Annotated in this window: 25 protein-coding genes and 1 pseudogene; 15 read left to right on the top strand and 11 right to left on the bottom strand. The window is 68.8% G+C overall.

Annotated features, from left to right (window positions below; translation table 11 throughout):
• The first annotated feature begins 287 nt into the window (after nt 1-287).
• The gene (locus tag OG595_RS14870; RefSeq protein WP_329282882.1) at nt 288-1,544 is read left to right on the top strand and encodes a M20 family metallopeptidase; all 1,257 of its coding nucleotides are present in this window, start codon (nt 288-290) and stop codon (nt 1,542-1,544) included.
• 244 nt (nt 1,545-1,788) lie between these two features.
• Here OG595_RS14870 and OG595_RS14865 read toward each other — a convergent pair whose 3' ends face one another.
• Complete coding sequence (locus OG595_RS14865; protein WP_329272119.1) at nt 1,789-2,496, bottom strand: DUF6445 family protein; 708 nt, start codon at nt 2,494-2,496, stop codon at nt 1,789-1,791.
• 745 nt (nt 2,497-3,241) lie between these two features.
• Here OG595_RS14865 and OG595_RS14860 point away from each other — a divergent pair.
• From OG595_RS14860 to OG595_RS14835, 6 genes are all read left to right on the top strand, one after another.
• Nucleotides 3,242-4,303, top strand: a complete 1,062-nt coding sequence (locus tag OG595_RS14860; RefSeq protein ID WP_329272118.1) for a BMP family lipoprotein — start codon at nt 3,242-3,244, stop codon at nt 4,301-4,303.
• Nucleotides 4,304-4,471: 168 nt separating this feature from the next.
• Nucleotides 4,472-6,055, top strand: coding sequence for an ABC transporter ATP-binding protein (locus OG595_RS14855; protein WP_443073339.1), 1,584 nt, complete (start codon nt 4,472-4,474; stop codon nt 6,053-6,055).
• The gene (locus tag OG595_RS14850) at nt 6,052-7,179 is read left to right on the top strand and encodes an ABC transporter permease (protein ID WP_329272115.1); all 1,128 of its coding nucleotides are present in this window, start codon (nt 6,052-6,054) and stop codon (nt 7,177-7,179) included. The genes OG595_RS14855 and OG595_RS14850 overlap by 4 nt, the downstream gene beginning before the upstream one ends.
• Complete coding sequence (locus tag OG595_RS14845) at nt 7,179-8,465, top strand: ABC transporter permease (protein ID WP_329272112.1); 1,287 nt, start codon at nt 7,179-7,181, stop codon at nt 8,463-8,465. Before OG595_RS14850 ends, OG595_RS14845 begins: the two co-directional genes overlap by 1 nt.
• The gene (locus tag OG595_RS14840) at nt 8,462-8,863 is read left to right on the top strand and encodes a cytidine deaminase (protein ID WP_329272110.1); all 402 of its coding nucleotides are present in this window, start codon (nt 8,462-8,464) and stop codon (nt 8,861-8,863) included. The genes OG595_RS14845 and OG595_RS14840 overlap by 4 nt, the downstream gene beginning before the upstream one ends.
• 96 nt (nt 8,864-8,959) lie before the next feature.
• Nucleotides 8,960-10,243, top strand: coding sequence for a thymidine phosphorylase (locus OG595_RS14835; protein WP_329282877.1), 1,284 nt, complete (start codon nt 8,960-8,962; stop codon nt 10,241-10,243).
• A gap of 80 nt (nt 10,244-10,323) precedes the next feature.
• Here the strand turns inward: OG595_RS14835 and OG595_RS14830 are convergent, their stop codons facing one another.
• A complete protein-coding gene (locus tag OG595_RS14830) occupies nt 10,324-11,244 on the bottom strand; it encodes an AEC family transporter (protein WP_329272108.1) in 921 nt (306 codons plus the stop codon).
• Nucleotides 11,245-11,373: 129 nt separating this feature from the next.
• On the opposite strand from OG595_RS14830, the pseudogene OG595_RS14825 reads away from it, so the two are divergent.
• Nucleotides 11,374-11,646 (top strand): annotated as a pseudogene (locus OG595_RS14825) (hypothetical protein); the annotation flags it as partial.
• Between the two features lie 30 nt (nt 11,647-11,676).
• Here OG595_RS14825 and OG595_RS14820 read toward each other — a convergent pair.
• Both OG595_RS14820 and OG595_RS14815 read right to left on the bottom strand, forming a co-directional pair.
• Nucleotides 11,677-12,717: a sigma-70 family RNA polymerase sigma factor gene (locus tag OG595_RS14820; protein ID WP_329272106.1), complete on the bottom strand. Its 1,041-nt coding sequence runs from the start codon at nt 12,715-12,717 to the stop codon at nt 11,677-11,679.
• 320 nt (nt 12,718-13,037) lie between these two features.
• On the bottom strand, nt 13,038-14,318 hold the full coding sequence (locus OG595_RS14815) for an MFS transporter (RefSeq protein ID WP_329272103.1): 1,281 nt from the start codon (nt 14,316-14,318) through the stop codon (nt 13,038-13,040).
• Between the two features lie 63 nt (nt 14,319-14,381).
• Here OG595_RS14815 and OG595_RS14810 point away from each other — a divergent pair, with 63 nt between their 5' ends.
• Nucleotides 14,382-15,335 carry a LysR family transcriptional regulator gene (locus OG595_RS14810; RefSeq protein ID WP_329272100.1) on the top strand — a complete coding sequence of 318 codons (954 nt, stop codon included), beginning with the start codon at nt 14,382-14,384 and terminating at the stop codon, nt 15,333-15,335.
• A gap of 90 nt (nt 15,336-15,425) precedes the next feature.
• On the opposite strand, the gene OG595_RS14805 is transcribed toward OG595_RS14810, so the two are convergent.
• Entirely contained in the window at nt 15,426-16,187 is a 762-nt protein-coding gene (locus OG595_RS14805) for a prolyl oligopeptidase family serine peptidase (protein ID WP_329272098.1), read from the bottom strand.
• A 146-nt stretch (nt 16,188-16,333) separates the two neighbouring features.
• On the opposite strand from OG595_RS14805, the gene OG595_RS14800 reads away from it, so the two are divergent.
• From OG595_RS14800 to OG595_RS14775, 6 genes are all read left to right on the top strand, one after another.
• Entirely contained in the window at nt 16,334-17,500 is a 1,167-nt protein-coding gene (locus OG595_RS14800; protein WP_329272096.1) for an adenosine deaminase, read from the top strand.
• Nucleotides 17,419-19,110, top strand: a complete 1,692-nt coding sequence (locus OG595_RS14795; protein WP_329272094.1) for a recombinase family protein — start codon at nt 17,419-17,421, stop codon at nt 19,108-19,110. Before OG595_RS14800 ends, OG595_RS14795 begins: the two co-directional genes overlap by 82 nt.
• 231 nt (nt 19,111-19,341) lie before the next feature.
• The gene (locus OG595_RS14790; protein WP_329272092.1) at nt 19,342-19,623 is read left to right on the top strand and encodes a hypothetical protein; all 282 of its coding nucleotides are present in this window, start codon (nt 19,342-19,344) and stop codon (nt 19,621-19,623) included.
• 123 nt (nt 19,624-19,746) lie between these two features.
• Nucleotides 19,747-20,109: a hypothetical protein gene (locus OG595_RS14785; protein ID WP_329272089.1), complete on the top strand. Its 363-nt coding sequence runs from the start codon at nt 19,747-19,749 to the stop codon at nt 20,107-20,109.
• 80 nt (nt 20,110-20,189) lie between these two features.
• Nucleotides 20,190-20,582, top strand: coding sequence for a hypothetical protein (locus tag OG595_RS14780; protein ID WP_329272088.1), 393 nt, complete (start codon nt 20,190-20,192; stop codon nt 20,580-20,582).
• A 70-nt stretch (nt 20,583-20,652) separates the two neighbouring features.
• Nucleotides 20,653-20,973, top strand: coding sequence for a hypothetical protein (locus OG595_RS14775; protein ID WP_329272087.1), 321 nt, complete (start codon nt 20,653-20,655; stop codon nt 20,971-20,973).
• 47 nt (nt 20,974-21,020) lie between these two features.
• Here the strand turns inward: OG595_RS14775 and OG595_RS14770 are convergent, their stop codons facing one another.
• Genes OG595_RS14770 through OG595_RS14745 form a run of 6 tightly spaced genes read right to left on the bottom strand, consistent with a single transcriptional unit; the run spans nt 21,021 to nt 23,943 of the window.
• Entirely contained in the window at nt 21,021-22,532 is a 1,512-nt protein-coding gene (locus OG595_RS14770; RefSeq protein WP_329272085.1) for a hypothetical protein, read from the bottom strand.
• Nucleotides 22,529-22,726, bottom strand: coding sequence for a hypothetical protein (locus OG595_RS14765; RefSeq protein WP_329272083.1), 198 nt, complete (start codon nt 22,724-22,726; stop codon nt 22,529-22,531). The genes OG595_RS14770 and OG595_RS14765 overlap by 4 nt, the downstream gene beginning before the upstream one ends.
• 2 nt (nt 22,727-22,728) lie before the next feature.
• Complete coding sequence (locus tag OG595_RS14760) at nt 22,729-22,935, bottom strand: hypothetical protein (RefSeq protein ID WP_329272081.1); 207 nt, start codon at nt 22,933-22,935, stop codon at nt 22,729-22,731.
• Entirely contained in the window at nt 22,932-23,171 is a 240-nt protein-coding gene (locus OG595_RS14755) for a hypothetical protein (protein ID WP_329272079.1), read from the bottom strand. Before OG595_RS14755 ends, OG595_RS14760 begins: the two co-directional genes overlap by 4 nt.
• Nucleotides 23,168-23,638 carry a hypothetical protein gene (locus OG595_RS14750; protein ID WP_329272078.1) on the bottom strand — a complete coding sequence of 157 codons (471 nt, stop codon included), beginning with the start codon at nt 23,636-23,638 and terminating at the stop codon, nt 23,168-23,170. Before OG595_RS14750 ends, OG595_RS14755 begins: the two co-directional genes overlap by 4 nt.
• A gap of 8 nt (nt 23,639-23,646) precedes the next feature.
• Entirely contained in the window at nt 23,647-23,943 is a 297-nt protein-coding gene (locus OG595_RS14745; RefSeq protein WP_329272076.1) for a hypothetical protein, read from the bottom strand.
• Nucleotides 23,944-23,951 lie beyond the last annotated feature (8 nt).

The raw sequence follows: 23,951 nt of genomic DNA, 5'->3' as shown, positions 1-23,951 counted from the left end.
GGCCGAAGGCGCGTTCACGCGGGCGGCGGTGCCTGTCGGCCAATGTTCATGTGCCGTGAACCCGGCTGTTTCGGTGGGTGGACAGTTCCCGCGACGCGGTGGACGGCGTGGCAACCTGGACACGGGTGGACGCGAGTGGCTGCCGGGAAAGGGCCACTATTTTACCCATTCCAGTTCGCGAGTATGCCTCCGGCGGTCAGATTTTCTTCCTCTAACAGGTTGAAATTTTGTTGATCCTGGTCAGTTGACCGCTCGGGCGTCCTACCCTTCATGGGGTGAACCAATTGATGTCCCGAGAGTCCGAGGCCGATCTCCCCGGGGAAGCCGCGCTTCCCGGCACGCTGCCGGAGGCGTTGCGCGCCGAACTCGTCGCGTTCCGACGTGACCTGCACATGCACCCGGAGCTCGGCAACCAGGAGTTCCGCACCACCGCCGCCATCAAGGCACGGCTTGAGAAGGCCGGCCTCAAGCCGCGCGTGCTCGCCACCGGAACCGGACTCGTCTGTGACATCGGTGACATCGGAGTCGACCCCGACGGCCAGGACGGCGGCACCGCTGTGCCCGTGCTCGCCCTGCGCGCCGACATCGACGCCCTTCCCATCCCGGACACGAAGAGTGACTGCGCGTACCGCTCCACCGTGCCCGGCCGCGCCCACGCCTGCGGCCACGACGTGCACACCACCGTCGTCCTCGGCGCCGGGCTCGTCCTCGCCGAACTGCACCGCCAGGGCGCTCTGCCGCGGCCGGTGCGGCTGCTCTTCCAGCCCGCCGAGGAGGTGCTGCCCGGCGGCGCCGCCGACGCGATCGAGTGCGGCGCGCTCGACGGGGTCGGCCGGATCATCGCCGTGCACTGCGACCCGAAGGTCGAGGCCGGGCGGATCGGCCTGCGCCACGGTCCCATCACCTCCGCCTGCGACCGCCTGGAGATCTCGCTCGACGGCCCCGGCGGCCACACCGCGCGCCCCCACCTCACCACCGACCTCGTCACCGCCGCCGCCCGCGTCGCCACCGAGGTGCCCGCGCTCGTGGCCCGGCGCGTCGACGCCCGCAGCGGGCTCTCCGTGACCTGGGGCCGGATCGAGTCGGGGCACGCCTGCAACGTGATCCCGCAGCACGCCGAACTCTCCGGGACGGTCCGCTGCCTCGACCTCGACACCTGGCACCAGGCCCCCGACCTCGTCCACGCGGCCGTCGACGAGATCGCCGGCCTGTACCGGGCCAAGTCGGAGATCACCTATGTGCGCGGCGTGCCGCCCGTCGTCAACGACGCGGAGGTCACGGAGCTGTTGCGCGACGCCATGACCGCCCGGCGCGGCACCCACTCCGTCGAGGACACCGCCCAGAGCCTCGGCGGCGAGGACTTCTCCTGGTACCTGGAGCACGTGCCCGGCGCGATGGCCCGGCTCGGCGTGCGCAGGCCGGGGGAGCGGGGAACGCGCGATCTGCACCAGGGCGACTTCGACGCAGACGAGTACGCGATCACGGTCGGCGTGGAACTGTTCACCGCCGCCGCGCTGCTCGACGCCCAGGAGCGACAGAAGTAGCTACAGAAGCAGGAAGGCCGGGGAGGGGTCCTTCCGGCCGTCCGGCAAGGTCCGGTGCCTCACCCGGCCGGCCCGGGCCGGCCGCGACCGGGTGGTGTGCGTTGGCTCCGTCCATGCGGCGGCCGTCCAAGCGCAAGGCGATGACGGACGCCGTGGCCTCGGTCGGACAGCGGAAACGAGCAGCGCCCCGGTCCACGCGACCGGGGCGCTGCTCGTACGGAAGGGCACGGAGGTGAGAAGAGGCTCACGCCATCCAGAAGAACACCGCCGTCATCCGCTTCTCCTCCAGGGTCGTCCCGCAGTAACCGGTCGCGCTGTGCACGAGGTTGGCGTTGTAGAGGAGCAGGCGGTTGTACCTGTGCGGGACCCGTACGTCCTCCTCGAAGGCGTCCGGTGTCACGAACCGGGTGCCCAGCGCCTCGACCAGGTTGTTGTGCGGGGCCTGGACCGTGTTGCCGCCAAGACGCCCGCCGGGCAGGGACTGGCGGTAGAAGCTGGTGCCGCAGTCCTTGTGTACACCCGGGTTGAGGTAGAGCACGGCCGCGTACCGGCACAGTGCCCGTGAGTCCGTGTGGGGGCGGGGCGTGCTCTCGCCCTCGCCGACCACCTGGACGCAGTTGTGGTTGAGGGTGCCGCCGCCGGGGGCCTTCTGTACCCAGAGCTCCTTCGCCCCGGTCGCCTGCCGCACCAGCCGCTCGATCCGCCCCAGCTCGGCTGGTTCGAGACCCGGCATGGCCCGCAGCCCGGGCCAGCTCTCCGAGGTGTAGGGGTGGCCCTTCGTCCAGTCGTCCTTGGCGAGACACCGCTCGCGTACGGCGTCCACGCCGGGCAGGACATCGTCCAGCACCCAGTAGTCGCGGCCCTTGGTGGGCTTGCGGTAGGGCAGCACCGGGAGGTTGGGGGAGGGGCGGGCGGCGGCAGCCCGGGGAGGAGACGGTGGCTGTGGGGGCATGGGTCAGAAGGTAGGGCGGGCCTGGTTTTGCCTTTGTCCGTGCTCGGTCAATTTTTGCCCGGCTTCGGTCAATCTTCGGTCAGCGGACGTCTCTCCCGGCGTGCCTTGACATGCCTTGACGTGCCCTGGCGGGCCCGACCGGACACGGTTTCCCGCGCATGCGTCGCTTGGGGTTCCACACGAGGGGATCCGGCCCCGTTCACGCGCCGCGTGCCCCGTATCGCCCTGGCGGGTGCTGCGGTCGCAGCCCTCGCCGTCACGGTGTCCGCCCGTGGTGGCTCGTCCGGCGGGCCCACCGGTAATGTCGGCAAGAACCCTGAGGGTGGCCCTGGCCTGTGGCGTCGGTGGCAAGGGTGACCAGCCCTTGTCCGCGCCGGGACGACTTCGGTGCCGACGAGTACGTGGTCACGGCCGGTGCGGAGAAGCTCACGGCCGCGGCGCCGGTCGAGGCGGGGGCCGCCCGAACGGGCGGCGGCTCCTTCGGGAGCCGCTCCTTCGATTGGCGCAACACGGTTGTAAGCCAATCGTGCGCCATCGGAAACCATCGGCCCGGAAGCCGTAAGAGCGGGAGTTCAGAAGGCGTTTGCCTCGAATCGATAACGGCTTCCCCATGGGTTATTTTCTGACATCTACGCGCGTTACGATGCCGCGAAGCCGACGCCACCAGGGCGTCCGGGCCCGAGCACTGGCATGGTGCTCACATGAAGCGCCGACTAGGCGCTCAGGTCAGGTGAAGGAGCCTCCCGTGCGCCGGGTAGCCAAGCTTTCCGCTGCGTGTATCGCAACCGCAGCTCTCGCACTGACTGCCACAGCCTGTGGCAGCACCTCCTCCGAGAACGACAGCCCGTCCTCCTCGTCGTCGGACGGCGCCAAGGGCGGCGTCAAGATCGGCCTCGCCTACGACGTCGGCGGCCGTGGTGACCGCTCCTTCAACGACTCCGCCGCGCGCGGCGCCGACAAGGCCGAGAAGGAGTTCAGCGGCTCCCTCAAGGAGCTGACCGCCAAGAGCTCCGACACCGAGGCCGACCGTGAGCAGCGGCTGACCGACCTGGCCGACGCCGGCTACAACCCGATCGTCGCCGTCGGCTTCTCCTACGCGACCTCGGTCGACAAGGTCGCCGCCAAGTACCCGAAGGTCAGCTTCGGCCTCATCGACGCGGTCGCGACCGCCAAGAACGTCGACAGCATCACCTTCACCGAGGAGCAGGGCTCCTACCTGGCCGGTGTCGCCGCGGCGCTGAAGACCAAGAAGGACCACGTCGGCTTCATCGGTGGCGTGGACACCCCGCTGATCAAGAAGTTCGAGGCGGGCTACGTCCAGGGCGTCAAGGACACCAACCCCAAGGTCAAGGTCGAGGTCCAGTACCTGACCCGCGGCTCCGACTTCTCCGGTTTCGCCAGCCCCGACAAGGGCAAGGAGGCCGCGTCCGGCCAGCTCGACAAGGGCGCCGACGTGATCTACAGCGCGGCCGGCTCCTCCGGCAACGGCGCGATCGAGGCCGTCTCCGGCGTCAAGGGTGCCTGGGCCATCGGCGTGGACTCGGACCAGTACAACATCCAGGGTCTGAGCAAGTACAAGGAGTCGATCCTGACCTCGATGGTCAAGAACGTCGACGTCGGCGTCTACGACTTCGTCAAGTCCGTCCACAACGGCACGCCGCTGACCGGCAACCAGATCTACTCCCTCGCCAAGGGCGGTGTCGGCCTGGCCACCAGCGGTGGCTTCATCGACGACATCCAGACGCAGCTGGACGAGGCGAAGAAGAAGATCGTCGACGGCACCATCACGGTCAAGACCACCGTGTGACCTGACGGTTCCCGCAGGAACCCCGGCTCGGCGAGACGGCGCACCTCAACCCTCTCGCCGAGCCATAACAATGTGTCAACTCTACGCGTGTAGCATGGAGTTGCCGCGCTAGCGTCGCCGACGCCTGCCCTCCCTTATGCAGCCCCTTTCCCCCGAGGAGAGTGCGCCATCAACGCGTCCAGCCCTCCCGCTGCCGTCGAACTGCGCGGCATCACCAAGCGATTCCCAGGCGTCGTCGCCAACAAGGACATCGACATCACCGTCCGCACGGGCACCGTGCACGCCCTGTGCGGTGAGAACGGCGCCGGCAAGTCCACCCTGATGAAGATCCTCTACGGCATGCAGCAGCCGGACGAGGGCACCATCACGGTGAACGGCGAGACGGTCACCTTCCACAACCCCGCCGACGCCATCGCCCGCGGCATCGGCATGGTGCACCAGCACTTCATGCTCGCCGACAACCTCACCGTCCTCGAGAACGTGGTCCTCGGCGCGGAGAAGCTGTTCGGCATCGGCGCCAAGGCCCGCACGAAGATCAGGGAGATCTCCGACGCGTACGGCCTGAACGTCCGCCCGGACGTCCTCCTGGAGGAGCTCGGCGTCGCCGACCGGCAGCGCGTGGAGATCGTCAAGGTCCTCTACCGCGGTGCCAAGACCCTCATCCTCGACGAGCCCACCGCCGTCCTCGTACCGCAGGAGGTCGACGCTCTCTTCGACAACCTGCGCGAGCTCAAGGCCGAGGGCCTCACCGTCATCTTCATCTCCCACAAGCTGGGCGAGGTTCTCTCCGTCGCCGACGAGATCACCGTCATCCGCCGCGGCACCACCGTCGGCACGGTCGAGCCCGCCGGTACGACTCCCAAGCAGCTCGCCGAGCTGATGGTCGGCAGCGAACTGCCCACCCCGGAGACCGAGGAGTCCACGGTCACGGACGTCCCGCTCCTGAAGCTGGACGGCCTGAGCCTGGCCCAGACCGACCTCGACGGCGTCGAACGCATCATCCTCGACGACATCTCCTTCACCATCCACAAGGGCGAGGTCCTCGGCATCGCCGGCGTGGAGGGCAACGGCCAGTCCGAACTGGTCGAGGCGATCATGGGCATCCGCGGCCTCGACGCCGGCGCCATCACCCTCGACGACACCGACATCTCCCACGTGCCCACCCGCCGCCGCCGCGAGGCCGGGGTCGGCTACATCCCCGAGGACCGCCACCGCCACGGCCTGCTCCTCGAAGCCCCGCTGTGGGAGAACCGCATCCTCGGCCACGTCACCGAGAAGCCCAACTCCCGCGGCCAGCTGCTCGACATCAAGGCGGCCCGCACCGACACCGAGCGCATCATCGAGGCGTACGACGTCCGCACCCCCGGCATCGACGTCACCGCAGCCTCCCTCTCCGGCGGCAATCAGCAGAAGCTGATCGTCGGCCGCGAGATGAGCCACGGGCCCAAGCTGCTCATCGCCGCCCACCCCACCCGCGGTGTGGACGTGGGCGCGCAGGCCGCGATCTGGGATCACATCCGCGAGGCCCGCCGAGAGGGCCTGGCCGTGCTGTTGATCTCCGCGGACCTGGACGAGCTCATCGGGCTCTCCGACACCCTGCGGGTGATGTACCGCGGCCGTCTGGTCGCCGACGCCGACCCCGCCACGATCACCCCCGAGGAGCTGGGCTCCGCCATGACGGGTGCGGCCACCGGCCACCTGGAGCACACAGAGGCCTCCGGCCCCCGGAGCGCGGAGGACGACGCCCGATGAAGAAGCTGACGCAACGCATCGACAGGGAGCGGCTGCTCCTCGGTATCGCGGCGCCGGTGCTGGCGGTCGTCGCCGCGCTCGTCGTCACCACCCTGGTGATCCTCGCCACCGGCAAGAACCCGGGCGCCGCCTTCAGCGACATGGTGACCTACGGCTCCGCCAGCGACAGCCAGGTCTACATCCTGAACAAGGCGACGACGTACTACCTGGCGGGCGTCTCGGTGGCCATCGGCTTCCGGATGAACCTGTTCAACATCGGCGTCGACGGCCAGTACCGGATCGCCGCGTTCGTCGCCGCCGTCCTCGGCGGCGCGCTGACCACGCCGGGCTGGATCTCCATCCCGCTCATCATGCTGTGCGCGATGGCGACCGGTGCCCTGTGGGCGGCCATCGCGGGCATCCTGAAGGTGACCCGCGGGGTCAGCGAGGTCATCTCGACGATCATGCTCAACTCGATCGCCACCGCGATCATCGCCTACCTGCTCCAGCCCGGAAAGCTCGCCGAGCTCCAGGCCGGCGGCACGGTCGTCTCCACGACGCCGCTGCCGGAGTCGTCGTACTTCTTCCAGATCGACACCGGCGCCGCGGGCGAGCTGTGGGGCTTCATCGTCATCGCCGTGGTCGTCGGCATCGCCTACTGGTTCGTGCTCGGCCGGACCCGCTTCGGTTTCGACCTGCGCACCGTCGGTCAGTCCGAGTCCGCCGCCGCCGCGAGTGGGGTCTCGGTGAAGAGGATGATCGCCACCAGCATGGTGATCTCGGGCGCGGTGGCCGGTCTGATCGGTATGCCGACCCTGCTCAACGACAGCCACCAGTTCAGCAACGACTTCCCCGTAGGCATCGGCTTCACCGGCATCGCCATCGCGCTGCTCGGCCGCAACAACCCGGTCGGTATCGCTCTCGCCGCCCTGCTGTGGGGCTTCCTGGAACGCACCACCAACCACCTGGAGTTCGAGGGCTACGACAAGGAGATCCTCGGCGTCATCCAGGGCGTCATCGTCCTGTGCGTCGTCATCGCCTACGAGGTCGTACGACGCTACGGACTCAAGCGCCAGCAGCAGCGGGTCGGCGCCGAGCTCGCCGCACAGGCCGCAGCCCCGACCCAGAAGCAGGAGGTGGCGTGATGACTGCCACGATGACCGACACGCCGCCCCCCGCGGCACCCAAGGCGGGCACCGCCGCGACCCGGTCGAGCCGTTCGCTCGGCCAGATCCTGATGATCGTCGCCGGAGCGCTGCTGCTCGTCGCCGCGGTCCGGGTCATCTCCGGATCCGACCAGCTCACCTCCGAGGGCCAGGTCTCCGCCGCGCTCAGCCTCGCCGTGCCGATCGGCCTCGCCGGCCTCGCCGGTCTGTGGTCCGAGCGGGCCGGTGTGGTCAACATCGGCCTCGAAGGCATGATGATCCTCGGCACCTTCGGCGCCGGCTGGATCGGCTGGCAGTCCAGCCCCTGGCTCGGCGTGGTGTGCGGCGTCGGCTTCGGTGTCCTGGGCGGCCTGCTGCACGCGGTCGCGACCGTCACTTTCGGCGTCGACCACATCGTCTCCGGTGTCGCGATCAACCTGCTCGCGCTCGGCTTCACCCAGTACCTCGCCAAGATCTTCTTCGTGGACGGCAAGGCGGCCGACGCGGGCGGCAACCCCAAGCAGTCGCCGCCCGTGGACTCGCTTCCCAGCTTCGACGTCCCCGGCCTGTCCAGTGGGCTGCACTCCGTCGAGAACCATCACTGGTTCCTGATCTCCGACATCGCCGGCATCCTCGGCGGGCTGGTCACCGACCTGTCCGTGGTGACGGTCCTGGCGATCGCGCTGTTCGTCGCCAGCTGGTGGCTGCTGTGGCGCACGCCGTTCGGCCTGCGTCTGCGCTCCTGCGGTGAGAACCCGATCGCGGCGGAGTCCCTCGGCGTCAACGTCTACAAGTACAAGTACGCGGCCGTGGCCGTCTCCGGTGGCCTCGCCGGCCTCGGCGGCGCCTTCCTCGCGCTGGTCACCTCGCACACCTACCTGGAGGGCCAGACCGGTGGGCGCGGCTACATCGGTCTCGCCGCCATGATCTTCGGCAACTGGCGGCCCGGCGGTCTCGCCATGGGCGCGGGCCTGTTCGGTTACTCGGACGCGCTTCAGCTGCGCAGCGGGGGCGAGACCGTCCACGCGCTGCTCCTGCTGCTGTTCGTGCTCCTCCTGGCGATGGCCGGCTGGAAGCTGTACAAGAAGGCTCTCGTCCCGGGTGTCATCAGTGCCGTCGTGGCCGTGGCGGTCCTGGTCTGGTACCTGACCACCGACGAGGTCCCGAGCGACTTCGTGGGTGCCACCCCGTACGTCGTCACGCTGCTGGTGCTGTCGCTGTCCGCGCAGCGTCTGCGGATGCCCAAGGCGGACGGCATGCGCTACCGGAAGGGCCAGGGCAAGTGACGGACGACGACGGGGTCGACTGGGAGAAGCTGCGGTCGGTGGCCCGGGACGCGATGTCCCGGGCGTACGCCCCCTACTCCGGCTATCCGGTCGGTGTCGCGGCCCTGGTCGACGACGGCCGCACGGTCTCGGGCTGCAACGTCGAGAACGCGTCGTACGGCATCGGCCTGTGCGCCGAGTGCGGCCTGGTCTCCCAGCTCCAGCTCACGGGCGGCGGCCGGCTGACGCACTTCACGTGCGTGGACGGCAAGGGCGACGTCCTCGTCCCCTGCGGTCGCTGCCGGCAGCTGCTGTACGAGTTCGGCGGCGCGACCCTGCTGCTGGAGACCCCGGCGGGCATCCTGCCCCTCTCGGAGATGCTGCCCCAGGCCTTCGGCCCGGACCATCTCACCAAGTAACTCCCGTACGGCCCCCCTGAGTCGGCGATCACTCGGTCTCAGGGGGGCCGCACAGTTTCGCAGAACCACCGGAAGGAAGCCAAAGCCATGACGCTGCTGTCGATGGATGTCATCTCCGTCATCCGCACCAAGCGGGACCGCGGTGAACTCAGTGACGAGCAGATCGACTGGGTCATCGACGCGTACACGCGCGGCGTGGTCGCCGACGAGCAGATGTCCGCGCTCGCCATGGCGATCCTGCTGAACGGCATGAACCGCCCTGAGATCGCCCGCTGGACGGCGGCGATGATCGCGTCCGGTGAGCGCATGAACTTCGCCTCCCTGTCCCGCCCGACGGCCGACAAGCACTCCACGGGAGGCGTCGGCGACAAGATCACCCTCCCGCTCGCCCCCCTGGTCGCGGCCTGCGGCGCCGCCGTACCGCAGCTCTCGGGCCGCGGCCTCGGCCACACGGGCGGCACCCTGGACAAGCTGGAGTCGATCCCCGGCTGGCGCGCGCTGCTCTCCAACGAGGAGATGCTGCATGTCCTGGACACCACGGGCGCGGTGATCTGCGCGGCGGGCGACGGCCTCGCCCCCGCCGACAAGAAGCTGTACGCGCTGCGGGACGTCACCGGCACGGTCGAGGCGATCCCGCTGATCGCCTCGTCGATCATGTCGAAGAAGATCGCGGAGGGCACCGGCTCCCTGGTCCTGGACGTGAAGGTGGGCACGGGCGCCTTCATGAAGACCATCGAGGACGCACGGGAGTTGGCGTCCACCATGGTGGGCCTGGGCACCGACCACGGCGTGAAGACGGTGGCGCTGCTGACCGACATGTCGACGCCGCTCGGCCTGACGGCGGGCAACGCGCTGGAGGTACGGGAGTCTGTCGAGGTCCTGGCCGGCGGCGGCCCGGCCGATGTGGTCGAACTGACGCTCGCCCTGGCCCGCGAGATGCTGGACGCGGCCGGCGTTCGCGACGCCGACCCGGCGAAGGCGCTGGCCGACGGCTCGGCGATGGACGTCTGGCGCCGGATGATCGCGGCCCAGGGCGGCGACCCGGACGCCACCCTGCCGACGTCGAAGGAACAGCACGTCGTCAAGGCACCGTCCTCGGGCGTCCTGACCCGCCTGGACGCGTACGGCGTCGGCGTCGCCGCCTGGCGGCTCGGGGCGGGGCGCGCGCGCAAGGAGGACCCGGTGCAGGCGGGCGCGGGCGTCGAGCTCCACGCCAAGCCGGGCGACACGGTCACGGCCGGCCAGCCCCTCCTGACCCTCCACACGGACACCCCGGAACGCTTCGAGTACGCGCTCCAGGCGGTCGAGGGTTCGTACGACATCGGCGCGGCGGGGACGGACTTCACGGCGGCCCCGGTGGTGCTGGAGCGGATCGCCTGAGCCGGTGGCCGGTGGCCGGTAGCCGGTAGAGCGTGGCGCGCCCGGGTGGGGGAGTCCCCGCCCGGGCGCGGCTCGTTCGCTCAGCCCAGCAGGGCCGCCACGACCACCAGCACCGGTACGGCCAGGACGGTCGACAGCAGGATCGACTCGCGGGCCAGCGTCTCCCCCACGCGGTACCGGCTCGCGTACGTGAAGAGGTTCTGGGCGGCGGGCAGCGCCGAGGTCACCACCACGTCGAGCAGGGGCGCGCCGTGCAGCCCGAAGACACCCGCGGCCAGCGCCCACGCGGCCACCGGCTGGCCCACGGACTTCAGGGCGACCGACAGCAGTACGGGAGTCCGCTCGGAGCCGCGCAACGGCCAGGTGCTGCCGGACAGCGAGATGCCGAACGCCATCAGCACCGCCGGGACGGACATGTTGCCGATCAGGGTCAGCGGGTCCATGACCGGCGCGGGGACGGTGAGCCCCGTCGCCGCCACCAGCACCCCGGAGAGCGTGGCGACGGCGATGGGGTTGCGTATCGGAGTGATCAGCTGCCGCCACAGCGGGCCCTTCTCACCGGCGCTCGTCAGATCGAGGACGGTCAGCGCGACCGGCGTGACCACGAGCAGCTGGAACAGCAGCACCGGCGCGACGAGCGAGGCGTCCCCCAGCACGTACACCGCGATGGGGATACCGAGGTTGCCCGAGTTGACGTAACTGGAGCAGAGGGCGCCGATCGTCGTACGCCCGGCACCCCAGCGGCGTACGACGCCCACCGCGACGAAGACACTCGCCGCCGCGACCGTGCTCAGCGCGGTGATCAGCAGTCGGCTGGAGAAGATCACCGACAGGTCGGCCCGGGCGAGCATGGTGAACAGCAGGGCCGGGGTGGCGACATGGAAGGCCAGCTTGGTCAGGACCTCGCGTCCGTTGTCCCCGAGGTAGCCGCGCAGCCCGATCACATAGCCGACGCCGATGACCACGGCGATCACCGCGAACCCGGTCAGCACCCCCTGCACGGAGCCTCCTTCGTGGGCCGGGAGGAAGGAGAGCCGTGCGACAGCAGGGGCGGGGACGGTTCATGGGGCATACACGCAACCCTCCGGGGGAGGAGGGGGACACGTCAAAGTGATCTCAACGGGTGGGCGATGAGTTACGGGCGGACGTCCGGTCTACCGTTCGTGGACGCCATGACACCCCCTGTACTCGTGCTGGCCGGCCCCGTCACCCGCGAAGGGGTGCCGAGGCTGTGCGAGGACGTGCGCGCACTGTTGGGGGCCGGCGGCGGTCGCGGTGGCGGCGGGGGAAGCAATGGCCGTGGCCCGGTCGTGGTGTGCGATGTCGCGGGGCTCGGACCACCGGGGCTGGACGCGGTGGAACTGCTGGCCAGGCTCCAACTGGCCGCCCGCCGGGCCGGAGGCCGGATACGCCTCCGGGACCCGGCGCCCGCCCTACTCGCCTTCCTGGACCTGGTCGGTATCGGCTTCGACGTCGAGAGGGAGCGAGAGGGGAAGCCCGAACAGCGGGAACCAGCGCTCGGTGTCGAGGAAGCAGTGGAACCCGGTGATCCGGCCCTCTGAGATCTCCAGCACCTGGACCGCCCAGGGGGCGTAGCCGCCCGTCTCCTCGTCCGGCTTGTACTGGGCGAAGCCCGGCAGCCCGTTGACGGCGACCGGCACCAGGTGCGAGCCCGCGCAGGCGGCGCCGAGCGTCGTCATGAAGCCCGTGATGTCCTCCGGCCCGGTCAGCCACAGGTCGAACGGCGGCATCGTCATGACGGCGTCCTCGTGCAGCAGCGCCGTCAGTGCCGTCATGTCGTACCCCTCGAACGCGGCGACATAGCGCTCCAGCAGCTTCTGCTGCTCTTCGCTGAGGGGGTCGGAGACGGCGGCACGGCTACCGATGCCGCTCCCGTCCCGGTCCCGCTCGGCGAGGGTCGCCCGGGCCCGCTGAAGGGCACTGTTGACGGACGCGACCGAGGTGTCGAGGAGCTCGGCGACCTCGCTCGCCTTCCAGGCCAGCACCTCGCGGAGGATCAGCACGGCCCTTTGTTTCGCGGGGAGTTGCTGCAACGCGGCCATGAAGGCGAGCCGCACGGACTCCTTGGCCACGGCGGCCTCCGCCGGGTCCTCGACGGTCGGCAGCACGCGGGCGTCCGGCATCGGCTCCAGCCAGGTGTTGTCGGGGCGGGGGGAGAGGGCGGCCCGGGCGAGGGGAGTGGAGTCGGTGAGGTCCATGGGGCGGGCGCGCTTGTTGCCGGCGGTCAGCATGTCCAGGCAGACGTTCGTCGCGATCCGGTACAGCCACGAACGCAGACTCGACCGCCCCTCGAACTTCTCGTGGTTCCGCCAGGCACGGACCATGGTGTCCTGCACGGCGTCCTCGGCCTCGAAGGAGGAGCCGAGCATGCGGTAGCAGTACCCCGTCAGCTCGACGCGGTGCCGTTCCAGTTGTACGTCGAGGTCTGTCGCAGTAGCCGTACTGTCACCCATCGCCAACCCACCCCATGGCTGCCTTCGTCGCCCCATCGCGACCCAACACGATGAAGCTAGCGCAGGCCACTGACAACGGCCCGGGGAGTGGGAAAAGGTGCAGGTGAGAAGGGTTTCGCCCCCGCCGCCCCTACCCGTCCCGTCCTGTTCCTGGGGGCTGCGCCCCCAGACCCCCGCTTTCGGCCCTGAAGGGGCCTCGTCCTCAAACGCCGGACGGGCTGACAATCCAGCCCCTCCGGCGTTTGAAGAGCGGGGTCTGGGGCGGAGCCCCAGAAGGATGGGACGGGTAGGGGCGGCGGGGGCGAAGAAGAAAGCCTCGGTCACGCCGCCGCGGGCACCCGCACGCTCCGCGCCGCCCGGGACCCCATCACCGTCACCGTCACCACGCCGAGCACCGCCAGCAACCCCATCGCCACCGTCCCCGACCAGCCACCCGCGTGGAACGCCACCGCTCCCAACGTACTGCCGGCGCTGGAGCCCAGGTAGTACGCCGACTGGTACAGCGCCGACGCCTGCGCACGCCCCTCCTTCGCCGTGTGGCTCACCGCCGACGACGCCACCGCGTGCCCCGCGAAGAAGCCCGCCGTGATCAGCACCAGGCCCAGCAGAACCAGCGCCAGGGAGTCCGACAGGGACAGCAGCAGGCCCGTCGTCGTCGTACCGCCGGCCAGGTACAGCGCACCCCGCCGCCCGAGCCGGGCGACCAGCCTGCCCGCCGTGGACGCCGACACCGTACCCACCAGGTACACCAGGAAGATCGACCCGACGACACCCTGCGGCAGACTGAACGGGGCCTCCGTCAGGCGGTACCCGATCACCGTGTAGACGCCGCCGAACACCGTCATGAACAGCGCGCCGATCGCGTACAGCCGCCGCAGCAACGGGTTCGCCAGATGCGTACGGACCGTGCGCGCCAGCACCCGGGGCCGCAGCGAGCCCTTGCGGAAGTGCTGCGGCGCGGGCAGCAGCAGCCGGAACGCCACCGCGCAGCCCACGGCCACGACGCCGATCACGGCAACCGCGACCCGCCAGCCCCACTCCTGCGCGACCCAGCCGGTGATGACCCGGCCGCTCATCCCGCCCACGCTGTTGCCGGCCACGAACAGACCGATCGCCGTGATCAGCGCCCTGGGACGGACCTCCTCGGCCAGATACGCCGTCGCCGACGCGGGCAGCCCCGCCAGCGCGGCACCCTGCACCGCCCGCAGCGCGACCAGCGCGCCCAGCGACGGGGCGAACGGCACCAGCAGCCCGACCGTGGTCGCCACGGCCAGCGACCCGGTCATCACCGTACGCCGACCGAACCGTTCCGACAGCGCGCTCATCGGGAGGACGAACAGGGCCAGCGCACCGGTCGCCGCCGACACCGTCCAGCTCGCGTCGCTCGCCGCCGCCCCGAACTCGCCGGAGATCAACGGCAGCAGCGCCTGCGTGGAGTAGAGGAGGGCGAAGGTCGCCACGCCCGCGAGGAAGAGCGCGAAGCTCATCCGCCGGTAGCCCGGCCCGCCCGGGGCCATACGGGAGTCGGCGGCGGGGGACGAGGGGAGCGACGGAGGGGCGGCGGCCACGATCGTGGACGCCCCGGTACTGGCAGCAGGCATGCCTCGAAGTTACGTACGCCCCCGTTCATCCGTCCAATGCACGGAAACCCCATAATCGTTCCCATGGTGCATCAGCAGAGGTCAGCAGCCAGCCTGTCACCGTCCAGTGACACGGAAGACATCGTGACCGCCCTCGCCCCGCGGCTCTCCTACTTCGCCGGAGTCGCCCGCACGGAGCACGTCACCCGCGCCGCCCAGGAGATGCAGGTCCCGCAGTCGACGCTCTCCCGGGCGATGGTCCGCCTCGAACAGGACCTCGGCGTGGACCTCTTCGCCCGCCGGGGACGGACCGTCTCCCTCACCCCCGCGGGCCGTACGTTCCTCGCCTCCGTCGAGCGGGCCCTCGCGGAGATCGAACGGGCCGCCGACGAGGTACGCGCCGACGCCGACCCCGCCACCGGCAAGGTCGCCTTCGGCTTCCTGCACACCATGGGCGCCGAGACCGTACCCGGCCTGCTGCACGCCTTCCGCGCCGACCATCCCCGCGTCCGCTTCACCCTCGTACAGAACTACGGCGAGGCCATGATCGAACGCCTGCGCTCCGGCGAACTCGACCTCTGCCTCACCTCGCCCGTGCCCGACGCCCCCGACCTGGTCGCCCGCCGCCTCGACGAACAGAAACTCCGTCTGGTGGTCCCAGCCGACCACCGTCTCGCCACCCGCAGACGGGTCCGCCTGGCCGAAGCGGCCGACGAAACCTTCGTCACCCTGGAACCCGGCTACGGCCTCCGCCGCATCACCGACGACCTCTGCCAGCAGGCCGGCTTCCGCCCCCGGATCGCCTTCGAGGGAGAGGAGGCGGAGACGTTGAGGGGCCTGGTGGCGGCTGGGCTGGGCGTAGCCCTGCTCCCTCCACCGGCTGTCCCCCGCCCGGGAGTTGCCGAACTGACGGTCACCTCACCAAGAGCGGCGAGAGAGATCGGTGTCGCTTGGCTGGACGGCCATCCGGACACCCCGCCGGTGGCCGCCTTCAAGAAGTTCCTGCTGTCCAGAAGGGGCAACCTGCTGCCTGCGTGAGGGTGACACCCCTGCTTCGAGGGGCGCGGGGAACCGTGCGCCCGGCCCCCGCTGACCCGCGCTCCGAACACAACCGGTCCGCCCCGGAACCTAACGTCGCAAAGACCTGCCGAACCCCGCGGCCAACGGCATCCTCAGCCCCAGCGGCGGCGGAGCCATCAGCGCGTCCTGAACGGGACGGGAGAACCCCCGCCCGAACAGCACCCCCATCACGAAGTCCTCGGCCAGCGCGTGCACTTCCTGCCGGTACTGACGCAACCCGTGCCCGTCCGCGTGCACTTCGAACCGGCAGATGTCCCGGTTCGCCTTCTTCGCGCGCGCCGCGAACCGGAACGACAGTTCGGGATCGGTCCGTTGGTCGTTCGTGCCGTGCACGATCAGCACCTGCCGCCCGGTCAGCTGCCGTACCGGCTCCTCCGGTGCTGCCACGTCCTCCTCGGGCAGCCAAGGGGCCAGCGCCAGTACGGAGTTGACGGCCTCGTGGTCCGCCGCGCGCAGCGCCGCCCGGCCGCCCATGTCGACGCCGGCGAGGCACACGGAGACGTCGCCGTACCGCCGTACGACCTCGTCGACGGCCCATCGCGCGTCGTGCGCGAGCTGCGCGTCGCTGCCGTTCCAGCCGCGGTAGCGGTAGTGGACGACGTGCACGGCGAGCCCGTCCGTACGGCCCGCGCGGGCGAGCCGTCGGCCCAACGTCCGTACGGAGGCGGCGGCCAGCATCGGCGACGGCCTGCGGGTCGATACCTCGTCACCGCCGGGTAGCAGCAGGACCACGCCACTCACCGACGTCGGCTCCGGGCCCAGCGCCTTTCCGAGCCGGGCATGCCGTACCGGCGTCACTTGGTGTGCCATGACAGAACAGTGTCAGAAGCATCGGTGTACGCGACCCGTCCTCGCGGTCACCGTTACATATCGACGGAAACGTACAGGCGAAGAAAGGGAGAAAGAGGAGCGAGGGAGAGCAGGTGATCTACGCGCGTAGGAGTTAGAGTGCGGAGATGACGAGCCAGAGTGATCGGACGACGAGTCGGACGAGTCGGAAGACGGCCCAGGGTGTGCGCGCCGGCGCCGGTGCGAGCCCCGGTCCCGGTCCCACCCCGGACCAGATCCGGCGGGCCCCCAAGGTTCTCCTGCACGACCACCTCGACGGCGGCCTGCGCCCCGGCACGATCGTCGACCTGGCCCGCGACACGGGCTACACCCAACTGCCCCAGACCGACCCCGACAAGCTCGGCGCCTGGTTCCGTGACGCCGCCGACTCCGGTTCCCTGGAACGGTACTTGGAGACCTTCGCCCACACCTGTGCCGTCATGCAGACCCGTGATGCCCTCGTCAGGGTCGCCGCCGAGTGCGCGGAGGACCTCGCCGAGGACGGTGTCGTCTACGCCGAGGTGCGGTACGCGCCCGAGCAGCACCTCGAAGGCGGGCTCACCCTCGAAGAGGTCGTCGAGGCCGTCAACGAGGGCTTCCGCGAGGGCGAGCGGCTGGCCCGGGAGAACGGTCACCGGATCCGGGTCGGCGCCCTGCTCACCGCGATGCGGCACGCCGCCCGTTCCCTGGAGATCGCCGAACTGGCGAACCGGTACCGCGATCTGGGCGTCGTCGGCTTCGACATCGCCGGTGCAGAGGCCGGCTTCCCGCCCACCCGGCACCTCGACGCGTTCGAGTACCTCAAGCGCGAGAACAACCACTTCACCATCCACGCCGGCGAGGCCTTCGGGCTCCCCTCGATCTGGCAGGCCCTCCAGTGGTGCGGCGCCGACCGGCTCGGCCACGGCGTGCGCATCATCGACGACATCCAGGTCCAGGACGACGGCTCGGTGAAACTCGGCCGCCTGGCCTCCTACGTGCGGGACAAGCGCATCCCCCTCGAACTGTGCCCCAGCTCCAACCTCCAGACCGGCGCCGCCTCCTCCTACGCCGAACACCCCATCGGGCTGCTGCGCAAGCTGCACTTCCGTGCGACGGTGAACACGGACTGCATGTCAGACAGTGCACTCATATGGCCGACGCGAGCGCCGCCGAGTGCCCCGCAACATGGTGGCCAGCCGCTTGTCCGTCGCGCTGGCCGCCTAGGAGAACGATGCAGCAGACCATGGGCGGGCTCCCCTTCACCCTGGCCTCGGGGAGGGTTGTCCGGACCGCCATCGTCTACATCCGCGTGAGCACCGCACGCGAGGACATGAAAAGCCCTGAGCAGCAGCTCAATATCTGCCAGTTCTACGCCGCGTCAAAGAACATCCAGATTGTCGACGTGGTCCCGGACCTCGACCTGTCCGGCGCCGATTTCGCCAAGCGGAAGATCGGCGACATCATTGAGCGAGTCCGCGCCAATGAGGCGGACGCCATCATCGTCTGGGAATACAGCCGCTTCGGCCGCACGCTCGTCGGCTCGCTGTACTACATCAAGCAGCTCGAAGCCGCAGGCGGAGAACTGCTGTCGGCCACCCAGGACATCGACGCCACCACCCCCGCCGGCCGCTACATGCGAGACCAGTTCCTTCGCCTGGCGGAATACCAGCTCGACCAGATCACCGACGGCTGGAAAAGCACCCACAAGCGACGCATCGCAAACGGCTTGCCTCACGGCGGTCAGGAGCGCTTCGGTTACCGCCGCTGCCGCGGTTGCTTCCGTCCCGAGGAGAACTCCCGTAGCTACGCCTGCAAGGAAAAGTGCGGCGGCCTGCTGGTTCCTGATTACCTCGCCGACGACGAGGAAGAGCGCACGCTGCGCAGCGTCCAACTAGACCGCGGATTCGACATGTTCGTGCACGGCGCTTCGATGTACCAGGTCGCGAAAGACGCGTGGCAAAAGGGTGTTGTCTCGCTGCGAGGCAACCGCATGGACGAAAGCGCCTGGCGGGCCGTCATGGACAGCGGGTTTTCCGCCGGCCTCTTGCGGGGCCGTAGCGACAAGACGACGCGCCCAACGTCCACGCGCCCCGATGTGTACGACATTTGGGGGGACGGGGCGCACGACGCGATTATTTCTCAGGAAGTCTGGGATGCGTACGTGGAGCGGCGTATCCGTCAGGCGAATGAACACCAGCGGCAGAGCACGCCCAAGTTCGCATACTCCGGCCTGGTTCGTTGCGGCGACCTCAAGCACGACGGGACGCCGTGCAAGCACTCGATGAAAATCATCGGGCAGACCCGCAAGGGTAAGGAGACGATCCGCTACTACACGTGCACTCGTGACGAGCTTCATGCACGTGGCAGTTTCCTCAGCATGGCGTTGCATCGCATCGAGAAGGTTGTGCTCGACTGGATCACTCAAATGTCCAAGGGTGGCGAGCACTTGGCGCAGATCAGCATGGAGCGTGCAGCCAAGGCGGAACAGAGCGCTTCCGAGATCCCGAACGTGCAGAAGGAACTGGCCACACTGGAGCGAAAGAAGGCCCGGATCAACGAGGGCTGGGAGGCGGGCCTTACCGAACTGGACGAGGCGAAGGCGAAAATGGCCGCCGTCAAGGTGGAAATCGCCGACACGAAAGCGAAGCTGCGGCGCCTGGAGACGGAGGCGGCCACGAACCGCATCCCGGAGAAGGAAGTCTTTCAGGGGCTGCTTGCGGTGTGGGAGCGTGCAACCCCGACAGAGAAGCGGCGGGCCCTGTCGCAGGTGATTGATCACGTGCGCATCACACCCCCGAAGAAGTCCGCCACCCAGGGCAGCGACGCGACGATCATTCCCCTGTGGGCTGACGACTCAGAGCGAATCCTCAATCAGCCCTTCCGTAAGAAGGACGCTGCCGCCGCCGAGGCTGCCGCCGCCTGAGTTCGGGTGATCGTCCACCCAAACGCGGTGGGCGATCTCTCCGATGACACGCCAAAAGTTCGCCCAGCACTCTTCCTCAGTGCTGCGAGTGGGTGAAGAACCCGGGGAATGGTCGTGGGTCAACATGCCATCGACTGTTCCCCGGGTACTTTTATGCTCGCCATCGACCAAATGGGTGGTGCATTTCATTTCTAAAATGGAGGTGGTGTGGTGCGCCCTCGGTACACACGAATGGCGGGCACCCTGCTGGCCCTGATCTCGCTCGCAGTGGTCGCCTACCTCGCGGTGCAGGGCATCGAGGCGGAGCCGGAGATGGACCAGCGGAGCTATGAGCACGGCTACCACGCCTTCGCCGGTTCTTACGTGGTGACCGACGAGGAACGGGCGGCTGACGAGGCGCGGTGTGAGGAGCTGTGGGGCGCGTTCCCGTCCGACGAACTCGCGGGCCTGAAAAAGGACGACTGGGTGGCCGGCTGCGCCGACTACATCGAAAGAAAGGACTCCCGCTTTTAGCCCGAATGGGCAGGGCGGTCGGAAAGTGCACGGGCCCCTGCTTCTCCCGAGAAGTGGGGGTCCTTGTCAGTGGGAGCACCTACGCTGTGCGCCCTAAGCAAGAAGCGAGGGAGGAGACGCCTGGTGAGTGAGGTCATGGGCGCTGGCCAGATGCCGGTTGGTGATCCGTTCGAGGTGATCCTGCGGCAGGGAGCGGTGTGCGCGGAGTGGATGACCGGCCTACGGACGCAGTTGGAACAACTGGACGTGCTTGTCGAGTCAGGCACGGCCGGCGCAGCGAAGGGGCTGGACGCGTCGGACGGCGCACTTGAGGAGCACACCCTGGCACTCCGCGAAGAGACGCTGAAGTCGCTTCGGTACCTCCAGAACTGCGTTCGTGAGGTGGAGCTGCACCTGGCGAACAAGGTCGGGAACGTGTACCAGATCCTGGGGGTAGAGAAGGTGCCGTTGGAGGTGGTCGACGAGTACCGCAGCCGACAAGGCTGATCACACAGCCGTTTCGCGGGCCCCGCTCCTCCTGGAGTCGGGGCCCTTTTTCATGCCCGAAAACAGGAGGGGAGATCGAAATGACCGAGGAGCAGAGGAAGCCGCACGCGGGAGGCATGGGGTGGGCGACGTGCCTGGCGGACCCACGGTGGGACGCCAACGAGTTCGTTCAGAACGTGGGCTACGCGCTGATCGGCCTGGTTCCGCTGAAGATGCTCGACCTGAGCGGAACGGGTGAGGCCGAGCTGCTGAGCCGAGCGAAGGCAGCCGCGAAGACGATCACGGAGAAGGGGGACATCTTCCAGTTCCAGAAGGACCAGCTCAAGAAGGGGAAGTCGAGCGGGGTGCTGAGCGCGCTGGTGGAGGCGGCTGCGGTCCTGGCGCTGAACACTCCCGACACCGGGGTCACGTTCTTCGCGTTCCATGCGTGCTTCTGGGAGCACGAGGGCTGTCCGAGGGATCGTGACCGGTAGCCGTCAGTTCCTGTGTTCTGCCCCCGCTGTCCGTCCTGGAGCGGGGGCTTCGTCATGTCTGGAGGTAGTGGTGGGAAGTGTCCTGGAGTTGATGTTCGGGAGTGACCTGTCGGTGGTGGTCTCGGCGACCGTCATGACGCTGATGCTGTTCGGTGCTGCGGTCTGGGGCATGGGGCGGGAGGACCGTCGGCGGCAGAAGAAGCGCCGGCCGAAGCGTCCGCGTAAGACGCTCTACGTCCTGGGGGTAGCGGTGGCCGCGGTCGAGGGGGCGGTGACCGTCATTTACTGGTTCCGTGATGAGTACGCGCTGTGCTGGTTGTTCGGTCTGCTCACCGCGGTGGTCGGCGGTTGCACACAGGTGCTTCACCGCCGTCGGGTGGGGCGCGCGTAGCAAGCCGTGCTAGGACGTGGGTCCGCCGGTAGCTGGCCTTGAGGGGGTTACTCCCTCGGTGCTGGCTCCTCGACGACCTCGACGTCCACGATGCCCATCTGGGAGAGGGCGTCTTCGGTTGACACTGTCCCGGCCGGTGAGAGGGCGGGGGGCCCATCGGAGCGTGCTCCGAAGAGGCGGGAGATGATCCCGACCTCGTTTCCGGTTCCCTGCCCCCCTCGGCCCTCCATCTTCATCGAGAAGGTGAATCCCGCCTCCTCGATGTCCGCCTTGAGCTTGACGTATTTGGCGAGGCGGTCCATCTCGCCGGAAAGGTTGGGGTCGGCGTATCCGCCTTCTACCTCTTCTGACATGCGCATTGAGAAGACGCGCATGGCTTGCATGGTGATGAGTGAGTCGAGCAGTGCGATGTACTGCTCTTTGGTTTTGACCTTGACCGGCATCTCGTAGACGCATGACTCCCCGGGGGAGTACTCGGGGCATTTCTTGGCGAGGAAGCAGCCGTCGCAGACCCGGACGTTGGGGTCGACGGCGTTGATGCGGTGCTCGGTGCGTGTCTTTCGTTCCCCGGTGTCGGGATCGGTGTAGCGGTGGGTGAACTCTTCGGTGGCGATGCCGGGGAGGAGCTTCTTCACTCGTTCGGAGGGGGCCTGAGTTGCTCGCTCGTTCCCGGCTTCCTGGTGGATCGCCGTAACTGACGCGAGGTGTTTTTCCCCGTTGCGGGGTGTGGCTGTTTCGGTGGTGGGAGTTACTCCGTTTCCATGGCGCTGCGAGATGTGCGCGATCTGCTGCTGCCATGACCACAGGGACAGCCGGAGGTTCTCGGTGGCGTCGTCGGCCTCGATCTTGTCGATGTCGAAGCCGGCGCCGGTGACGAGGGTGCGGTGGCGCTTGCGGGCCTGCGCCTTGTAGCGGGTGGGGTAGCGCTTCATCTCGCTGCCGGTCCAGATGAACGTCTCGCCGTGTTGGGCGGCGGAGAGCCAGGTGGTGGAGGAGACGGAGTACCAGTCTGCGGAGAGCATGAGGGGCGGGGAGCTGAAGCCCATGCCGTGGAGCCTGATGCTGCGGCTGATGGAGCGCAGCAGGGGGATGATGTCTCTGTCGCCGCAGGTGGCCTGGCCGACGGCGATGTAGGGCCAGTGGTCGGCCATCTGCTTGAGGACGTCGATGCCCCATTCCTCGTGCCAGACGACGATGGCCTTTTCGGGGTCGAGGTGTTGCCGGCGTTGCGCGATCCAGTCGCGGCCCATGGGGAGGGCGTCGAATTCGGTGTATGCCTGGACGCGGTCGAGGTTCTGCTCTACGAACTGGTCGTAGTGGTCGGCGATGTCCTGGATTTCTTCGGGGGTGACCTCGACGCCGGCCCGGTTGAGGGTGTGGCAGCCACTGTCTAGGAACACGGACTGGGCCGGGGGGTAGTGGTCGTTGATGAGCCAGGGCTTGGAGAATTTGACCCGTCGGCGCAGCCCCATGTAGCTCATGCCGACGTGGGTTGCCTCTTCGGCTTTGAGGAGGTTGCGGTGGGAGGGAATCTCCGCGCCGGCGAAGTACATGATCACGTCTGGTCCTCGAAGATCGCGTCCATGAAGGTGGACCGCCGGAAGGACGAGTTGTCCCGGGCGAACATGGAGGCGAGACCGTCAGCGATTTCCCGGACGGTCGCGCTTCTGGTGGGTTGCCGCTTGCCCTTGGGCGGGAGCGCGGTGCGCAGCAGCGCGGCGGCTTCGCGGTAGTGCTTGCGGGACATGGCCACGGTCAGATGTCCTTTTCTGCCTCGCGTTCGGCGCGGGTGCCTTGGAAGGCCGACCAGTGGGCGGCGACGTTGGCGTAGAGGCTCATGAAGGCGACCCAGAGGATGGACTCGCGCCACCAGACGAGGGTGGGGATGGCCAGCAGTGCCCAGATGATGGTGAGGGTCAGGTGGAGGCGGCTGAGGAGGCGGGCCTGGTGGGCGCGGTTCATTCGGGGTCGGTGAATTCCACCCGTGTGGCGCCGTCGTGGCCGTGGATGTGCTCGACGTGCTGGACCTGGTCGTAGAGGGCGTGGGTGGCGACCTGGGTGCGCCAGCGCAGGGCGCAGGTTCCGTCGGGCCACTGGACGCCGTCGGCGACGTGGCCTTCGCCGGAGACGCCGGTGACGTCGGTGCGGCGGATGAGCTTGAAGCGGCGGGGCGCCTTGTCGGCGGGGATGACGGTCATGAGGTCTCCTGTGTGCGGGGGTCGGTGAGGCGGAGGGCGGTTTGGTGCTCGATTTCTCCGGTGAGGTCGTCCCAGGGGCGTGGGGTGCCGTCGTAGTCGGGCCGCCATTGGGGCTGGGTGTAGGCGGAGTGGGTGAGGACGGCGGTGTTCCAGCCGGCGCGCAGCAGGGCGGCGGCGATGCTGGGGTTGGGTTCGAGGACCAGGCCGATGTGCCAGGAGCGGATGCGGTTGAGTGCTTCGAGGCGGCCGGCGGTGCTGGGGATGGTCTGGTGCAGATAGCCGATGTGGCCGCGGAGTTGGCGTTTGGCGAGCCAGAGGGCGCACTGGTCTTCGGTCCAGGTGGCCGAGAGCAGGTAGAGGCGCGAGTTTTTGGCGAGGGCCTGGTAGAGGCTCCAGCCGGTGTCGTAGTGGGCGTCGCCGTCGGGGGCGCGCAGGACGCCTTCGACGACCATGACGGCGGCGAGCATGGCTGGCCTTAGAGCTTGAGCTGGTCGGCGAGGGAGCGGTGGCTGGCGGCCTGCTGCATCTGCGCGGTGACGGCCATCAGTTGGTGTGCGGTGATGGCTGCCTGCTTGCTGGCCTCGATGTCGGAGACGACTTCGCTCGCGCCGAACTTCATCTCGATGACGGTGGCGGGGTGTTCGGCGGTGATGGGCGTGCCGAAGTCGGTCATGGCCTCCCACTCGCCGTTCTCGTGCTGGACCACGAGGAAGGCGGTGCGGACCTGGAGGGTGCCGTCGGGGCCGTTGGGGGTGGGGGTGTCGTAGGGCATGGGGGTTC

This window comes from Streptomyces sp. NBC_01451 (genome assembly GCF_036227485.1).
Classification (GTDB): Bacteria; Actinomycetota; Actinomycetes; order Streptomycetales; family Streptomycetaceae; genus Streptomyces.
This window is presented reverse-complemented; position numbering and strand designations above follow the sequence as displayed.

Coding starts and splice junctions, on each gene's coding strand:
- OG595_RS14865 (WP_329272119.1), bottom strand. CDS start 2,496: ATGCCCCCACAGCCACCGTCTCCTCCCCGGGCTGCCGCCGCCCGCCCC.
- OG595_RS14750 (WP_329272078.1), bottom strand. CDS start 23,638: ATGCTCGCCGCCGTCATGGTCGTCGAAGGCGTCCTGCGCGCCCCCGAC.
- OG595_RS14850 (WP_329272115.1), top strand. CDS start 6,052: ATGAAGAAGCTGACGCAACGCATCGACAGGGAGCGGCTGCTCCTCGGT.
- OG595_RS14745 (WP_329272076.1), bottom strand. CDS start 23,943: ATGCCCTACGACACCCCCACCCCCAACGGCCCCGACGGCACCCTCCAG.
- OG595_RS14845 (WP_329272112.1), top strand. CDS start 7,179: ATGACTGCCACGATGACCGACACGCCGCCCCCCGCGGCACCCAAGGCG.
- OG595_RS14800 (WP_329272096.1), top strand. CDS start 16,334: ATGACGAGCCAGAGTGATCGGACGACGAGTCGGACGAGTCGGAAGACG.
- OG595_RS14805 (WP_329272098.1), bottom strand. CDS start 16,187: ATGGCACACCAAGTGACGCCGGTACGGCATGCCCGGCTCGGAAAGGCG.
- OG595_RS14810 (WP_329272100.1), top strand. CDS start 14,382: ATGGTGCATCAGCAGAGGTCAGCAGCCAGCCTGTCACCGTCCAGTGAC.
- OG595_RS14820 (WP_329272106.1), bottom strand. CDS start 12,717: ATGGGTGACAGTACGGCTACTGCGACAGACCTCGACGTACAACTGGAA.
- OG595_RS14815 (WP_329272103.1), bottom strand. CDS start 14,318: ATGCCTGCTGCCAGTACCGGGGCGTCCACGATCGTGGCCGCCGCCCCT.
- OG595_RS14755 (WP_329272079.1), bottom strand. CDS start 23,171: ATGACCGTCATCCCCGCCGACAAGGCGCCCCGCCGCTTCAAGCTCATC.
- OG595_RS14760 (WP_329272081.1), bottom strand. CDS start 22,935: ATGAACCGCGCCCACCAGGCCCGCCTCCTCAGCCGCCTCCACCTGACC.
- OG595_RS14795 (WP_329272094.1), top strand. CDS start 17,419: ATGCAGCAGACCATGGGCGGGCTCCCCTTCACCCTGGCCTCGGGGAGG.
- OG595_RS14870 (WP_329282882.1), top strand. CDS start 288: ATGTCCCGAGAGTCCGAGGCCGATCTCCCCGGGGAAGCCGCGCTTCCC.
- OG595_RS14790 (WP_329272092.1), top strand. CDS start 19,342: ATGGCGGGCACCCTGCTGGCCCTGATCTCGCTCGCAGTGGTCGCCTAC.
- OG595_RS14780 (WP_329272088.1), top strand. CDS start 20,190: ATGACCGAGGAGCAGAGGAAGCCGCACGCGGGAGGCATGGGGTGGGCG.